Source organism: Pseudomonas sp. RW10S2, from assembly GCF_014268985.1.
GTDB classification, from domain to species: domain Bacteria; phylum Pseudomonadota; class Gammaproteobacteria; order Pseudomonadales; family Pseudomonadaceae; genus Aquipseudomonas; species Aquipseudomonas wayambapalatensis.
Map to the genome: position 1 here is coordinate 19,719 of NZ_JABWRO010000051.1, position 15,848 is coordinate 35,566.

Annotated in this window: 12 protein-coding genes; 7 read left to right on the top strand and 5 right to left on the bottom strand. The window is 63.8% G+C overall.

The genetic code is table 11. The features are described 5' to 3' along the window. Window positions 1–44: 44 nt before the first annotated feature. Together HU729_RS13120 and HU729_RS13125 are read left to right on the top strand one after the other, a co-directional pair. Window positions 45–917: a WYL domain-containing protein gene (locus HU729_RS13120; RefSeq protein ID WP_186710378.1), complete on the top strand. Its 873-nt coding sequence runs from the start codon at window positions 45–47 to the stop codon at window positions 915–917. Window positions 918–1,194: 277 nt separating this feature from the next. Next, a complete protein-coding gene (locus tag HU729_RS13125) occupies window positions 1,195–1,683 on the top strand; it encodes a hypothetical protein (protein WP_186710380.1) in 489 nt (162 codons plus the stop codon). 64 nt (window positions 1,684–1,747) lie between these two features. On the opposite strand, the gene dctM is transcribed toward HU729_RS13125, so the two are convergent. The 3 genes from dctM to HU729_RS13140 all read right to left on the bottom strand — a co-directional run bounded on the left by dctM (window position 1,748) and on the right by HU729_RS13140 (window position 4,729). Next, window positions 1,748–3,031: a C4-dicarboxylate TRAP transporter large permease protein DctM gene (gene dctM / locus HU729_RS13130; RefSeq protein ID WP_186670429.1), complete on the bottom strand. Its 1,284-nt coding sequence runs from the start codon at window positions 3,029–3,031 to the stop codon at window positions 1,748–1,750. Further along, a complete protein-coding gene (locus HU729_RS13135) occupies window positions 3,031–3,663 on the bottom strand; it encodes a TRAP transporter small permease (protein WP_186710382.1) in 633 nt (210 codons plus the stop codon). The genes dctM and HU729_RS13135 overlap by 1 nt, the downstream gene beginning before the upstream one ends. Before the next feature lie 67 nt (window positions 3,664–3,730). Continuing rightward, complete coding sequence (locus HU729_RS13140; protein ID WP_186670432.1) at window positions 3,731–4,729, bottom strand: TRAP transporter substrate-binding protein; 999 nt, start codon at window positions 4,727–4,729, stop codon at window positions 3,731–3,733. Window positions 4,730–5,332: 603 nt separating this feature from the next. Between HU729_RS13140 and HU729_RS13145 the strand changes: the two genes are divergently transcribed. The 5 genes from HU729_RS13145 to HU729_RS13165 all read left to right on the top strand — a co-directional run bounded on the left by HU729_RS13145 (window position 5,333) and on the right by HU729_RS13165 (window position 13,303). Beyond that, window positions 5,333–7,996, top strand: coding sequence for a TonB-dependent receptor (locus HU729_RS13145; protein ID WP_186710409.1), 2,664 nt, complete (start codon window positions 5,333–5,335; stop codon window positions 7,994–7,996). Window positions 7,997–8,074: 78 nt separating this feature from the next. Next, entirely contained in the window at window positions 8,075–8,692 is a 618-nt protein-coding gene (locus HU729_RS13150; RefSeq protein WP_186710384.1) for a heme acquisition protein HasA, read from the top strand. A gap of 162 nt (window positions 8,693–8,854) precedes the next feature. Further along, on the top strand, window positions 8,855–10,618 hold the full coding sequence (locus HU729_RS13155; protein ID WP_186710386.1) for a type I secretion system permease/ATPase: 1,764 nt from the start codon (window positions 8,855–8,857) through the stop codon (window positions 10,616–10,618). A gap of 2 nt (window positions 10,619–10,620) precedes the next feature. Next, the gene (locus HU729_RS13160; RefSeq protein WP_186710388.1) at window positions 10,621–11,970 is read left to right on the top strand and encodes an HlyD family type I secretion periplasmic adaptor subunit; all 1,350 of its coding nucleotides are present in this window, start codon (window positions 10,621–10,623) and stop codon (window positions 11,968–11,970) included. A 4-nt stretch (window positions 11,971–11,974) separates the two neighbouring features. Continuing rightward, window positions 11,975–13,303, top strand: a complete 1,329-nt coding sequence (locus HU729_RS13165; protein ID WP_186710389.1) for a TolC family outer membrane protein — start codon at window positions 11,975–11,977, stop codon at window positions 13,301–13,303. 49 nt (window positions 13,304–13,352) lie between these two features. Here HU729_RS13165 and HU729_RS13170 read toward each other — a convergent pair whose 3' ends face one another. Both HU729_RS13170 and HU729_RS13175 read right to left on the bottom strand, forming a co-directional pair. Further along, on the bottom strand, window positions 13,353–14,870 hold the full coding sequence (locus HU729_RS13170; RefSeq protein ID WP_186668378.1) for a nucleobase:cation symporter-2 family protein: 1,518 nt from the start codon (window positions 14,868–14,870) through the stop codon (window positions 13,353–13,355). Between the two features lie 260 nt (window positions 14,871–15,130). Continuing rightward, a complete protein-coding gene (locus HU729_RS13175; protein ID WP_186710400.1) occupies window positions 15,131–15,505 on the bottom strand; it encodes a PilZ domain-containing protein in 375 nt (124 codons plus the stop codon). Between the last annotated feature and the right edge of the window lie 343 nt (window positions 15,506–15,848).

A 15,848-nucleotide genomic window follows, 5' to 3' on the forward strand; every position in this document is an offset into this window, starting at 1 on the left:
GTGTTGACTCATACAGGTAAAGTATCCGCACACATGGGGGGCTCATGAAACGCAAACAATCCATCGCCCAGGTTCGCTGGGACCTGGCGCTTCGCTATCGGTTGATCGAGACCATTGTCTGGTGGGAAGGCCGGCTGACCACGGGCCATCTGATGCAGAGCTTCGGCATCAGTCGCCAGCAGGCGTCGAAAGACATCAACACTTACATCACCGAGCATGCGTCAAAAAACTTGACATATGACAAGCAACTCAAGGGCTATGTGCCGAGCAAGACCTTCAATCCGCGCTTCATCGACCTCAGCGCCAGTGCCTATCTCGACCTGCTGGCTCAGAACAATGAGCGTGCGCCCCACATCGAAGGGCTGAAGCTGGCGTATGCCCATACCCTGGTGCTGCAGGTGCCTGATCGCAGCATCCAGCCCGAGATCCTGCGCCCTTTGCTCAAGGCGTGTCGCGACAAGCTGCGGCTTGAAATCGAGTACGTGTCCCTGGCCAACCCGGAGCCGGAAGTACGGGTGATCGAGCCGCATACCCTGGTCCACACGGGGATGCGCTGGCATGTGCGCGCCTATTGCGAGAAGAACGCGGCGTATCGGGATTTCGTGCTGAGTCGGATTCGCGGGACGCCGGAGCTGCTGGAGAGCAATGGCAATGGTGCGGAAGGTGATGAAGTGTGGAACAGCGAGATTGCCGTGATCCTGCAGCCCGATCCACGGCTTGATGATGCACAGAAGGCGATCATCCAGCGTGACTACGGGATGATTGATGGCTGCCTCGAGATCCCGACGCGCCAGGCGCTGGTCAAGTATGTGCTGCAGCGCTACCAGATCGACCCGAAGAACCTCGACCCCAAGGCAGAGGCGCAGCAGGTGGTCATCAGCAACCTGGCCGAGCTCAAGCCGTGGCTGTATGACTGAATGCTCCTGCCCTGCCGGCGCAGGGTGCTGGCTTTGTGAGTACTCGCAGCCGACTCAATCCAAATGCAGACAAAATCGCTGAACATAGAAGCCCTACAGGCAACCGGCAACTGACAAGTCTGCCAGTTGCCGGCCCTGTTATTCCTCACCCAACATGAACCCCGAGCCTGTATGGGCGGGTAGGTCTCCTTCTTGTTTAGCCTGGAATACAGCCAGCCCTCATGCGTTCGTCGTTATCCCAACCGAAACTCAGGGGTTCGCCCTTCAGGAGCACACGATGACCAAGATGAATGAGCTTTATAAGGACTCCCAAATACCCTACATCACTGATTCTTTTAAGGATCTGAACCGCGGTAGTGAACTCAAAGGTGAAGTGCAAAGGCTGGGATACACGCTCACGCTGAGTTCCAGTGGCAACAACGTTAAATTCATAGTGCTGGAAGACAGCAACGGCCAAAACAGCATCCTTGTCCACGGAACAACCGGACATAGCGGAACTGATGCCTCCTTTGAACTGACCTTCGCCAACCCCACAAACTATCTGGCGCTGGATTGCTTCTCTTCTTCGTTGGGCTATAGCCGTGTGGTCATCTATGACAAAGACGGCAAGCCGCTGCACAATGCCCCTGTTGATGTCGGAACCGTTGTGAAGTATTTCGGCGCCGGTATCCATCGAGCGGTCTACGAAGGCCTCGTGGAAGAATTCGGACTGAGTATGCGTTTGATCTCCGTCACCCATGGATTCGCCAAGATCAAAGGCTCCTGAGTGCTGCGACCAGAAGGCGCTGACGATCAGCGTCAGCGCCTTTGGTCCGAAATGCCAACCGCCCCTACGGCATCCCCAACCACTCCGGCAACGCCAGCGAAATAAACGGCACATACGTCACCAACACCAGGAACAGCAACAGAATCGACAACCACGGCAGCGCCGCACGAATCGTCTGCCCCAGCGTCAATCCAGTCACCGCACTGGTCACGAACAGGTTCAGCCCCACCGGCGGATGCACCAGGCCGATCTCCATGTTCACCACCATCACGATCCCCAGGTGGATCGGGTCGATGCCCAGCTTCATCGCGATCGGGAAGAAGATCGGCGCCAGGATCAGGATGATCGCCGAAGGCTCCATGAAGCTCCCCGCCACCAGCAGCACCACGTTGACCATGATCAGGAAGCCGATCGGCGTCAGGCCTTCGGAGAGCACCCACTGGGTGATCTGCTGGGGAATCTGCTCGGTAGTCAGCACGTGGGCGAAGAGCATGGCGTTGGCGATGATGAACAGCAGCATGATGGTCAGGCGCCCGGACTCGAGCAGCACCTTGGGGCAGTCGCGCAGGCGCATGTCCTTGTAGACGAACAGCGCGATGAACGCCGAGTACACCGCCGCCACCGCGGCCGCTTCAGTCGGGGTGAACATGCCGCTGTAGATACCACCGAGGATGATCACCAGCAGCAACAGCCCCCAGAACGCGCGGCGGGCGGTGCGCAGCCATTCGGCGAAGCTGGCACGCGGCTGGGCGGGGAGTTTCTTGACGCGGGCGACGATGTAGATGGTCACCATCAAGGCGAGGCCGAGCAGGATCCCGGGTATCACACCGGCCATGAACAGCTTGCCCACCGAGGTTTCGGTGGCGGCCGAGTACACCACCATCACGATCGACGGCGGAATGAGGATGCCGAGCGTGCCGGCGTTGCAGATGATCCCGGCGCCGAACTCCTTCGGATAACCCGAGCGCACCATACCGGCCACGGCGATGGAGCCGACGGCGGCGACGGTGGCGGGCGAGGAGCCGGACAGCGCGGCGAACAGCATGCACGCCAGCACTGCGGCAATGGCCAGGCCGCCGCGAATGTGGCCGACGCAGGCGTTGGCGAAATCGATCAGGCGCTGGGCAACGCCGCCGGTGGTCATGAACGCGCCCGAGAGCAGGAAGAACGGGATCGCCAGGAAGGTGTAGCTGTCGGAGGTCTCGAACAGCTTGATCGCCAGCGAGCTGAGCGAGTCCTGGCTGAACAGCAGGATCGACACCGCGCCCGACAGGCCAAGGGAAATGGCGATCGGCACGCCGAGGAACATGAACACGAACAGCAGCAGGAACAGGCAGATAACGGTCATCAGTGTGACTCCTCGCCCGGGTTGGCCAGTTTGCTCGCCTCTGCAGCTTCATCCGCCAGGCCCAGACTGGTCTGGCGGTGGGTGAAGATGCGGTAGAGGATTTCCAGGTAGCGCACGATGATCAGGGCGAAGCCGAACGGCACGATCAGCGCGATGTGGCCGATCTTGATGCCGTAGCGGTCGAGGTCTTCAGCGCCGATGCCGGCGACGAACACGGCATTCACCCACTTGATGCTGGCAACCAGGAACAACCCGGCATAGGCCAGGCAGCAGGCGCAGGCGATCATCGCCAGGATGCGTTGCACCGGCTTGCGTGTGCGCCGCACCAGCACGTCGACGCCGAGGTGGCCGGCGGTACGCACGCCGTAGGCGATGCCGAAGAAGATCAGCCAGCCGAACAGCGCCTTGGTCAGGGCGATGCTCCAGGTCATTTCCTGGGCGTAGCCCATCAAGTGGTCGCCGATGTCGAGCAGCAGCTCGCTGGCGAAGCTCCAGTGGTCGCTGAGGCTGTAGAACAGGGTGTAGAGGTTGTTCAGCGCCACGTAGATGAAGGTGATCAAGGTCATGGCCGCCAGGAGGAAGGCGATCATGCCCTCCTCGAAGTGCTCCCAGACGCGTCTGATCCTGTGCATGGGCATTCTCCGGACAGAAGGAAGCCGGGCCACCTGCGCTGCAGGTGGCCATGGGCGATGGAAGCGATCAGGACGGCTTGTTGGCGTCGTCGGCAGCCTTGATCAGGTCGGCGCCGATCTGGTCGGAGAACTTGTCCCACACCGGGCGCATGGCTTCACGCCACTGGGCGCGCTGCTCGGGCGTCAGCTGGTCGATCTCGCTGGTCTTGGCGTCGATGATCTTCTGGCGCGAGGCCTGGTTGAGCTCTTCGGCCTGCTTGTTCACCTCGACGGTGACCTTGTCCATGATCGTCTGCAGCTCGCTGCGCACATCTTCAGGCAGGCTGTTCCAGAACTTGGCGTTGGTGATCACCATGTAGTCGATCAGGCCGTGGTTGGTCTCGGTGAAGAACGGCTGGACTTCGTTGACCTTCTGGCTCTCGTAGTTCGACCAGGTGTTCTCGGTGCCGTTGACAGTGCCGGTCTGCAGGCCTTGGTAGACCTCGGCGAAGCTCATCTTGCGCGGGTTGGCGCGAATGGCCTTGAACTGCTCTTCGAGCACGCTGGAGGCCTGCACGCGGAACTTCAGGCCGCGGGCATCCTTGGGCAGGATCACCTTCTTGTTCGCCGACAGTTGCTTGAGGCCGTTGTGCCAGTAGGCCAGGCCACGGATGCCCTTGTCTTCCATCGAGGTCAGCAGCGCCTTGCCCTGCGGGCCTTGCTGGAAGCGGTCGACGGCAGCGAGGTCGTTGAACAGGAACGGCAGGTCGAACAGTTGCACCTGCTTGTTGTAGTGCTCGAACTTGGCCAGCGAAGGCGCGAGCATCTGCACGTCACCCAGCAGCAGGGCTTCCATCTCCTTGCCGTCGCCGAACAGCGAGGAGTTGGGGTAGACCTCGACCTTGACCTTGCCCTTGAGCTGCGGGTCGGCCTCGACCAGTTTCTGGAACATCAGCGCGCCCTGGCCCTTGGGCGTGCTGTCGGCCACCACGTGGGCGAACTTGATGATCACAGGATCGGCAGCCTGGGCGAGCCCGGCCATGGACACGGCGGCGGCGCAAAACAGCGCCTGGGTCAGCTTCAACATCGGTGTCACCTTTTATTGTTGTTGGGAGGGGTCAGCAGGGAAGCGTTGCCAAGGGTACGATGGCCCAATCGGGCGTGTTTCGAGAATCTGCTTTTGTGTAAGCCTGCGTTTGGCAGGGGTGAACGCTCCTGGGTGGCTGGGGGATGGCACCGGCTATGCCGGTGATCGCGGGACGAGCCCGCTCCCACAGATACATCAGTGGATATGGCACCGGATTTGCCGGTGTTCGCGGGCAAGCCCGCTCCTACAGGTACAGCGTTTAGCCCAGAGTCAGCGCTGTACCTGCCACTGTCTTGTTCAAAGTCTTAAACCAGCCCAGCTCCTGTGGGAGCGGGCTTGCCCGCGAAAAGGACACCGCGGTTTCTGACCCCGGCGATGCCGGTGATCTCAGCCCCTTCCAACCCCCTCGCAAAATCTTTTTTCATTTTCCCTTACTGACTTTTCCACCCCTGCGCGTCTGATTGTTGAGATTGATTTTCATTACTAGAAAACGCCAACAACAGACGAGCCTTCGCAGTGACCACGCCACGACAACAGACCCTTCGACCTTTCGGTCGCCTCGCCCTGGCCAGCAGCCTGGTCCTGGGCGCCTGTGCCTTGCCGATGGGGATCGGCATGTCCCACGCCGCGCCAGCGGCCAACGCCGCCAGCCGCCAACTGATCCAGTTCGACATCCCGGCCCAGGCGCTCGACAGCGCCGTGCTGGCCTACGCCGAACAGTCGGGTGTGCAGGTGTTCTTCGACAGCCGCAAGCTGGCCGGGCTGAACAGTGCAGGCCTGCAGGGCGCGCACGCCGCCGAAGATGGCCTGCGCCAACTGCTGCAAGGCACGCCGGTACGCTATCGCTTCAGCGCAGCTGGCCAGGTGGGGCTGGAGCGGGTGGAATCGGGCGACCAGGCGCTGGAATTGGGTGCGACCCATGTCGAGTCCACCCGTGACGGCGACTGGGTCTACATGACCCCGCGCTCGGTCAGCGTCGTCACCCGCAAGCAGATCGACCAGCGCCCTCCGCGCCACGCCGCCGACATGCTCGAGCAGACCGCCGGCGTGTACACCGCGGTCAACCAGCGCGACCCCGGGCTGTCGGTGAACATCCGCGGCGTGCAGGACTACGGCCGGGTCAACATGAACATCGATGGCATGCGCCAGAACTTCAGCGTCAATGGCCATCAGCAGCGCAACGGCGTGATGTTCATCGACCCCGAGTTCGTGCAGAACGTCGAGATCGACAAAGGCACCTCCGCTGGCATGGGCGGCGCCGGGGTGATCGGCGGGATCGCCAGCTTCGGCACCATCGATGCCCGCGACTTGCTCGCGCCGGGCAAGGAGGTCGGCGGTCGCCTGCGCGCCGGGCATGGCATCGGCGCGCTGGGCAACGGCACCTACTTCAATGGCAGCGCGCTGTTCGCCGTGGGCAATGAAGTCGGCGACATCCTGGTCGGCCACAGTGAGCGGCATTTCGGCGATTACCGCAGCGGCACGCAAAACGCCGGCAACCTCGGCACCCAGATGCGCGGCAAGCTCGAAGACCGCCAGGCCTGGAAGAGCTGGCTCAACGGCGAGGTCGGCGGGATGGACAGCGTGACCCGCTCGCAGATCTTCAAGCTCGGCCTGAACCTGCCCGACGAGCAACGCCTGCAGTTCAGCTACTTCGAGACCGACACCGACAGCAAGGACGCCTGGACCGTCAAGGATTCCGGCAGCCATGACTACTACTACCGCGTCACCGGCACCAACGACATCAACGCCAGGAACGCGGCCCTGGACTACAGCTTCAACCCCAACGAGCTGATCGACTTCAAGGCCAAGCTCTACTACGTCACCACCCGCCAGGATCGCTGGAACGCCAACAACGCTTCGTCCGAGAACAGCGGCAACCGCGTCGAGGACTACACCGACCGCTACCAGACCGACACCTGGGGTCTGCAACTGCAGAACACCTCGCGCTGGCACCTGTTCCAGGCCGACAGCCTGACCTTCAACTACGGCAGCGAGGCGTTCCAGGACACCTTCCGCCCCAGCACCAACCGCATCGCCGCGGTCAACGAAACCGAGTCGCTGCCCTACGTGCAGGGCGCCAACCCCAAGGGCAAGCGGGTCATGGCCAGCCTGTTCGGCAACCTCAGCTACGAGCATGACGACTGGCTGGTGGTCGATGCCGGCCTGCGCTATGACCGCTATCGCCTGACCGGCAAGACCGGGGTCACCACCTGGATGTACCCCGAGGGCGTCACCGAGACCAACCTGCGCCGTCAACGCACCGACCTGTTGTTCGAGGAAGACCGCGAAGAAGGCCGTTTCTCGCCGACCTTCGGCGTCGCCGTGAAACCGGGCCTGGACTGGCTGCAGGTCTACACCCGCTGGGGCCGTGGCTGGCGTCCGCCGGCGGTGACCGAGGCGTACATGAGCGGCCGCCCGCATGGCGGTGGTAACGAGATGGTCTACCCGAACCCCTTCCTCAAGGCCGAGGAGTCGCACAACTGGGAGTTGGGGCTGAACATCTTCAAGGAGTCGCTGCTGCGCAGTGGCGACCGCTTCGCAGCCAAGATCGCCTACTTCGATACGCGCATCGACAACTTTTCGTTTCTCGACACCAACGCCAGCCTGCCCGGCTCCAGCGTATCGGGCATCGCCCTGGGCCGCTCGGTGTACCAGAACAACCTCGAGACCACGCAGTTTCGTGGTCTGGAATACAGCCTCGACTATGACGCCGGTGACTACTACGGCCAGCTCAGCTACACCCACATGATCGGCAGCAACGACTTCTGCTCCAACCAGTTCTACCTGGGCGGCGCCCAACAGCTGGTCAGCGCCGGAACCGTGCTGCGCCCGGTGCGGGTCGGCAGCCGCATCATCATGCTGCCGGTACGGGTCTCGCGGGCCGAGGCCAATGCCACGGAAAACAACCGCGTCAGCTGCGGCGACATCATGGGCAACGCGTCCTACATGCCGGCCGACCGCGGCTCGCTGACCCTGGGCATGCGCTTTCTCGACAAGACCCTGGATGTCGGCATGCGCCTGCGCTACAGCGAAGGCAACGGCAAGAACCTCGACACCCACGGCTACAGCCAGATCGACCAGGCCATGTGGCCCAAATACAAAGTCTATGACCTGTACGCCAGCTATTGGATGACCCCCAGCCTGAACCTGGCGCTGTCGTTGGAGAACGCCACCGACGAGGCCTATTTCGTGGCCATGGGCGACGTCAACAACCTGTCCCTGGCCCGCGGCCGGACCTTGAGCGGCATGCTCGAATACCGATTCTGAAACACCTGGGTTCGCCCACTCCGGGCAACACGAGGGCAAGACGCCTTCGTCTCAACCAAGCAGCACAGAGGAACCGTCATGACTATTTCCGTCACCTACGATCCAGCGTTCGGCAGCGCCACTGTCGACGACTACCTGGCCTTCTGGAGCGCAGGTTTCGTCACCGCCGGTCACGGCTACAGCAACACCGGCGGCTTCAGCAACGGCAGCCGTGATGGCGACCAGTACGCCACCCATGGCGCCAATGGTTCGGACTACGCCTTCATCGCCGATTCCGACACCGCCAACGGCCTGCACTACGTCTTCGATCCGCTCAAGGCGCCGGGCGACAACCAGAACCATTACCTGTGGGGTTCGCTGGACAACGTCAGCCTCGGCGAGGTCCTCGGCGGTGGCGGTGGCAGCGACTTCAGCCTGAGCAACTACGTGGTCAGCTTCAACGGCCTGGACCTGGATGCCGCGCTGGGCGCTGGCCGTGCCGGCAACGAAGTACAGAGCGTGATCTACGGCCTGATGCAGGGCAACACCTCGGCGCTGGAAGGCGTACTGGACACCCTGCTGGCCAGCTACGGCGTGTCGACCGACAGCACCTTCGACGCCATCGCCGCGGCACTCGGTGGCGGGGCGTCGAGCTTCGCTGCAGCCGAGGCAGTGGGTGTTCAGGCGTTGCCTGAGGACCTGGCCCTGGCGGCCTGAGGCCGGGCATGAAAAAGGCCAATGGCAGATCGCTCTGTCATTGGCCGTGTTGCCTGCACCCCGGCCCATGTCTTGTCGGGCCCGGGCCGGGGTGCTGCGAAATTCTGCGAGGTGGCGGCTGCCGGGTCAATGGCGGCGCCGCCTCGTCCTTCGAGGTCATCGATGAGTACACCGCGCAACGCCGCTGCCGATGAACTGTGGCAGACCCTCAAGTCCTGCCGTGGCGGGCTGGGCAACATCGCCCTGTTCACCGCCGTGGCCAACGTGCTGATGCTGGCGCCGGCGCTGTACATGCTGCAGGTCTACGACCGGGTGCTGTCGTCGGGCAACGAGATGACCTTGCTGATGCTCAGCCTGATGGTGCTGGGCCTGTTTGCGTTTCTGGGTGTGCTGGAGTGGCTGCGCAGCCTGGTGGTGATTCGCCTGGGTACGCGCATGGACCTGCAGCTCAACCCGAGGGTGTTCGACGCCGCGTTCCAGGCCAGCCTCGACGGCCACAAGGGCAGTGCCCAGCAGGCCCTGGGCGACCTGACCCAGTTGCGCCAGTTCGCCACCGGGCAAGCGCTGTTCGCGTTCTTCGATGCCCCTTGGTTTCCGCTGTATCTGCTGGTGATCTTTCTGTTCAGCCCATGGCTGGGCTTGCTGGCAGTGGTTGGCGCGCTGCTGCTGGCCGGGCTGGCCTGGCTCAACGAGCGCCTGACCCAAGGCGAGTTCATCGAAGCCGGGCGGTTGTCGCAGCAGGCGATGCAGCAGGCTTCGGGCAACCTGGGCAATGCCGAGGCGATCGCCGCCATGGGCATGCTCGGCGCTGTGCGCCAGCGCTGGAGCCTGCTGCACCATGGCTTTCTGGCCCGGCAGAATCTGGGCAGCGAGCGCAGCGCGGCGATCACTGCGGTGTCCAAGAGCGTGCGCCTGGCGTTGCAGTCGCTGGTGCTGGGGCTGGGGGCGTGGCTGGCGCTGGAGCACTTGATCAGCCCGGGGATGATGATTGCCGGCTCCATCCTCATGGCCCGGGTGCTGGCGCCGATCGATCAGTTGATCGGTGTATGGCGCCAATGGGGTTCGGCGCGCCAGAGTGCCGAGCGCCTGGGGTTGCTGCTGCGCCGTTATCCGCCTCTGCCCAGCGGGATGCCGCTGCCCGCGCCACAGGGGCGGTTGCGGGTCGAGCAGTTGAATGCGCGGGTGCCAGGTGGGCAGCGTCCTTGTCTGAGCGGCATCGGGTTCGAGCTGGCCGCCGGTGAGTCGCTGGGGCTGATTGGCGCTTCCGGCTCCGGCAAATCGACCTTGGCCCGCTTGCTGGTAGGCGCTGCCAATCCGGAGTCGGGCAAGGTCTGCCTGGACGGCGCTGCATTGGCGCAGTGGCAGCCTGAGGCGTTGGGCGCGCACATCGGCTACCTGCCGCAAGACGTGCAACTGTTCGCTGGCAGCATTGCTGACAACATCGCCCGGCTTGGTGCGGTGGACGCCTCGGAAGTGGTCGCGGCCGCGCAGTTGGCCGGGGTACACGAGCTGATCCTGCAACTGCCGCAGGGTTATGACACGCAATTGGGCGAGGGCGGCGCGGGGCTGTCTGGTGGGCAGCGTCAGCGCATCGGCCTGGCTCGGGCACTGTACCGGCTGCCGGCGCTGGTGGTGCTCGACGAACCCAACGCCAACCTCGACGAAGCTGGCGAGCGCGCCTTGCTGGCAGCGCTCGCCGAGCTCAAGGCGCGGGGCCGGACACTGGTGATGATCAGCCACAAGTCGAGCCTGCTGCTGGGGCTGGACAAGCTGTTGGTGCTGCACGGCGGAGTGATGCAGCAGTTCGGCCCGACCACGCGGGTGCTGCAGGCCGCCACCCGGCCTGCGCCCCCCAGCGCCCCGCCACCTGCCGCGGTGCGTACCGGCGTGACTTACAGCTTCAACCAGGGTGGTCAGAGATCGTGAACATGAGTGTGCACCCGTTGTTTCCCCCCGCGCCCGGCCCTGCTGCGACGGGCAATATCCACCCCCTGCGTGACGACGCCCGCGGCCCGGTGAAGGCCGGACGCTGGCTGGTGCTGGCGGGCTTTGGCGGCTTCCTGTTGTGGGCGGCGCTGGCGCCGCTGGACAAGGGCGTGCCGGTCAGTGGCAACGTGGTGGTGGCCGGCAGTCGGCAGGCGGTGCAGCACCCCACGGGCGGGGTGATTGGTCAGCTTTCGGTGCGCGACGGCGATCAGGTGCAGGCAGGCCAGGTGCTGCTCAGCCTCGACCCGACCCAAGCCCAGGCCCAGCAGGGTTCGTTGCGGGTGCAGTACGTGAATGCGCGGGCCATGGAGTCGCGGCTGTTGGCTGAGCGCGATTCGGCGCAGAGCGTGACCTTTCCGGCCGATCTGCTCGCCGAAGCCGCCACCCCCTGGGTGGCGACTGCGCTGGAAACGCAAAGACAACTGCGCACCAGCCGGGCCCAGGCGCTGAGCCTGGAACTGGCGGGCTTGAACGAAAGCATCGCCGGTGCCGAAGCGTCGCTCGGCGGCCTGCAAGGTTCGATGAGCAGCAAGCAGGCCCAGCGCGAGGCGCTCGACGAGCAGTTGCGCGGCCTGCGCGAGCTGGCCCGTGACGGCTACATCCCGCGTAACCGCCTGCTCGACAGCGAGCGCCTGCTGGCGCAGGTCAATGGCTCGATTGCCGAAGACCTCGGCAACATCGGCCGCACCCGGCGCCAGGTACAGGAGTTGAAGCTGCGTGCCAGCCAGCGTCGCCAGGAATTCCAGAACGAGGTACGCCAGCAGTTGAGCGAGTCCCAGGCCAGCGCCGAGGACCTGGGCAATCGCCTGCGCAGCGCCGAGTTCGACCTGGCCCACACCCAGGTGCGCGCGCCGGTCGCCGGCACTGTGGTGGGGCTGAGTGTGTTCACCAACGGTGGGGTGATCGCGCGCGGTCAACAGCTGATGGAAATCGTCCCCCGCGATGCGCCGTTGCTGGTCGATGCTCGGGCGCCAGTGGAGCTGGTCGATCGCTTGCGACCGGGCCTGCCGGTGGAGTTGCTTTTCGTTGCCTTCAACCAGAGCACCACGCCACGGGTGGCGGGGGAGGTGAGCCTGGTCTCGGCCGACCGCCTGCTCGATGAAAAGACCCAGCAGCCTTACTACCAGGTGCGCATCAAGGTCAGTGACGAGGGAGCGCGGCAACTGGCTGGCCTGGATATCCGCCCCGGTATGCCGGTGGAAGCTTTCGTGCGCAGTGGTGAGCGATCGCTGCTCAGCTACCTGTTCAAGCCGTTGGCCGACCGGGTGCACATCGCCCTGAGCGAGGAGTGAGCCGATGCGCCTGTTGTTGCCCATCCTGTTGTTGGGCCTGGTTTTGCCAGCGCATGCCCTGGACTTGAGCGATGCCTACGCCCTGGCCCTGCGTAATGATCCGACCTTGCACGCGGCCATCGCCGAGCGCGATGCGGGCGTCGAGAACCTCGCCATCGGCCGCGCCGGGCTGTTGCCGAATCTCTCCTATCGCTACAACCGTGCGCGCAACGACTCGGAGGTGACCCAGCGCAGCCAGTTCGGCGATGTGACCAGCCAGCGTGACTACCGCAGCTACACCTCGACCCTGACTCTGCAGCAGCCGTTGTTCGACTACGCAGTGTGGAGCGACTATCGCCGTGGCGTGGCCCAGGCCGCGATGGCCAACGAGCGCCTGCGCGGTCGCAGCCAGGAACTGATGGTGAGGGTGTTCTCCGCCTACAGCGAAGCGCTGTTCGCCGACGAGCAGATCGCCCTGGCCCAGGCCCAGCGGCGTACTTTTGCCGAGCAACTGCAGCTCAATGAGCGCTTGCTCAGGAATGGCGAAGGCACCCGCACCGATGTGCTGGAGACGCGCGCCCGCTACGAATTGGCCCAGGCTCAGGAGATCGAGGCGGGTGACAATCTCGACGCGGCCTTGCGCAGCTTGCAGGCGATCACCGGTGAGGCGGTCGGCGCCGAAGACCTCGCGCCGATGTTGCCGTCGCGCTCGGTGCAGCCGCTGGTGCCAGCGCGTTTCGAGCCCTGGCGCGACCTGGCCTTGGCGCACAACGCCGAGCTGGCCAGCCAGCGGCATGCGCTGGACGTCGCAGCCCAAGGGGTGGAGCGTCAACGTGCCGGGCACCTGCCGAGCCTGAGTGCCTACGTCAGCAAGGGGATTTCCAGTTCGAGCTCGGAGAGTACCTACAACCAGCGCTACGACACCGACAGCGTCGGCATCCAACTGAGCGTGCCGTTGTTTGCCGGTGGTGGTGTGTCGGCGCGGGTGCGCCAGGCGCAGGCCGAGCGCGATGGCTTGCAGTTCCAGGTCGATGCGCAGGTCAGCGACACGCTCAATCAGTTGCGTCGCCAGTTCAACCTGTGCGCCAGCAGCACCGCGAAGATCCGCGCCTACGGGATGGCGGTGAATGCGGCCAGTGCGTTGGTCGAGGCGACTCGGCGCAGCGTGCAGGGGGGAGAGCGGGTCAACCTCGATGTGCTCGATGCCGAGCAGCAGCTGTACGGGGCGCGGCGTGATCTGGCCCAGGCCCGGCATGAGTACCTGCGGGCCTGGGTGCAGTTGCGCTACTTGGCGGGGGTATTGGATGCCAAGGATGTGGAGGTATTGAACGGGTACTTCGTGGCGCGCGGTTGAAGGCGGTGTCGCTTGATGGCTGCACCGCTTCTACGGGCTTTGCATCCTGTCAGTGCTCCGCCACCGCCTTGCGTCTGAGCACCTGTTCGCCGTGTTCATCGATGTCCATCACCGGCACTTCGTTGCCATCGGCATCGAACAGCTTGCCATCCTTGAAGTAGTCGCCATCGCGCAGCACCGAGATGTCCGAATACTGGATGGTGCGCTCGTATCCGGCGGCGAATACCGACTGCTGGTCCGAGTTGCCGGCGGTGAAGTGGTTGAAGATCAGGTTCAGCAGGATCGCCATGATCGCCGCCGAGCTGATGCCCGAGTGGAAGATGGTTTCGAACCAGCTGGGGAACTGGTGGTAGAAGTTCGGCGCGGCGATGGGGATCATGCCGAAGCCCAGCGAGGCGGCCACGATGATCAGGTTGACGTTGTTCTTGTAGTTCACCTTCGACAGGGTGCGGATGCCGCTCGCCGCCACGGTGCCGAACAGCACGATGCCTGCACCGCCCAGCACCGGGGTGGGTACTGCGGCAATGATCCGGCCCATGATCGGCAGCAGGCCGAGCACCACCAGGATCACCCCGCCGGTGGCGACCACGTAGCGGCTCTTCACACCGGTCACGGCCACCAGGCCGACGTTCTGAGCGAACGCGCTCTGGGTGAAGGAGCCGAAGATCGGCGCCAGGATGCTCGACGCCATGTCGGCGCGCAGGCCGTCGCCCAGGCGCTTGGAGTCGACCTTGGTGTCGATGATCTCACCGACCGCGAGGATATCCGCCGAGGTCTCCACCAAGGTCACCATGATCACGATGCACATCGACAGGATCGCCGCGATGTGGAACGTCGGCATGCCGAAGTGGAATGGCGTGGGGAAGGCGAACATCGGGCCTTCGCCGACCTTGCTGAAATCGGCCATGCCCAGTGCCCAGGCGATCAGGGTGCCGGCGACCATGGCCAGGAGGATCGACAGGCGCGAGATGCTGGCGCTGCCCAGCTTGCTCAGCAGCAGGACGATGGCGAAGGTCAGCGCCGCCAGGCCGATGTTGGCCATGCTGCCGAACTCCGGCGAAGCGCTGTTGCCGCCCATCACCCAGCGTGCGGCCACCGGCATCAGGGTCAGGCCGATGGTGGTGATGACGATGCCGGTGACCAGCGGCGGGAAGAACTTGGTGATTCGCGAGAACACCGGAGTGATCAGAAAGCCGATCAGCGATGCCGCCATGACTGCGCCCAGCACCGCCGGCAGGCCTCCGCCGCCCTGGCTGCCGAGAATCGCCCCCATGGTGGCCACGCCAGCGAACGACACGCCCTGTACCAGTGGCAACTGGCAGCCGAAGAAGGGTAGCCCGAGGGTTTGCAACAAGGTGGCCAGTCCGCCAGCAAACAACGATGCGGCAATCAGCAGGCCGATCTCCGCCGGGGCCAGGCCGGCGGCCTGACCCAGGATCAGTGGCACGGCGACGATCCCTCCGTACATGGTCAGGACATGCTGCAGGCCATAAGCCAGGTTGGCACCAAGCCCGAGGTTTTCGTCCTCGGGACGCTTGGCAGGAGACGTGCTGGTGGACGTAGTCATTGGAGCAGGCTCTCTGTTTATTGTTGTGCCGATACTGTAGACAGCTCCGACAGAATATTGCTAGATCAATTGTATACAATATTTTGATCTGGGCAGCCGCAGACCCGGCATGACGGTGTTCCTGACCGCAATGCAGATAGCGTTCCAATATGGGGAGGGCGGTTTAGAAGGGTGTGTACAAAAAGCTCGGCAGCTCGTGAAAAGCTGTCTAGGTGGGCAGGAAATAGGGGTAGGTCATTTTCTTAGCAGGCTAAAAGATTTCAATCTTCGATAAGTTCGCGCAGCTCGCGCATCATTTCGGTGCTGTCGGCCAGGTTCAGTTCCACAAGACGGTGCAGATGGGTCATCGAATCGACGTCGATATAGAGGCAGACGAAACCCAGGCGAGTGGGTTCTTCGTGGCGCAGTTCCACCTGCATGCGGACCTTGACCTCTTTGTCGAGGTGGATGAGCGCATCGAAATCCTGGGTCAGGTCGGCGTCCCAGGGCTCCGGCCGCTCGACCAGCAGGCCCTTGAGCGACAGGTCGAGCAGTTTCACCGGCCAGCGCTGCTCGCCTTGGCACAGTTCGGTGGGGGCGTCGAAGTCGATGCGCTGGAAACGCCTGCGCTCGTCAGTTCCGGAAGGATGGGTCATGGCGGATCCTCGTCAGTTGATCTGACTATAGACCAGCCACGCCCGTTGCGGTTTGGCCGCGACTGATGCGATTCAGCCTGTGCCAGGGCGGGCGCTGGGCTGCTCCGCCTGCTGGGGGGGCGCGGGGGTGATCAGTGGCTCCTTGCGAACCTGCAGCGCGACCAGAATCCCTGCTGCCAACAGCACAAGCAAGCCGATTTGTATGGCCCGGATACGGTTCTTCATTAGGGCATCCCTGCCTCGATCAGCGATGCCGAAATGATCGAGCGGTCTGGGCTGCAGCACAACTGGCAGAATTATCAGGTCGCTTTTCGCACCCCCCCCCCCCCCCCCCCCCCCCCCC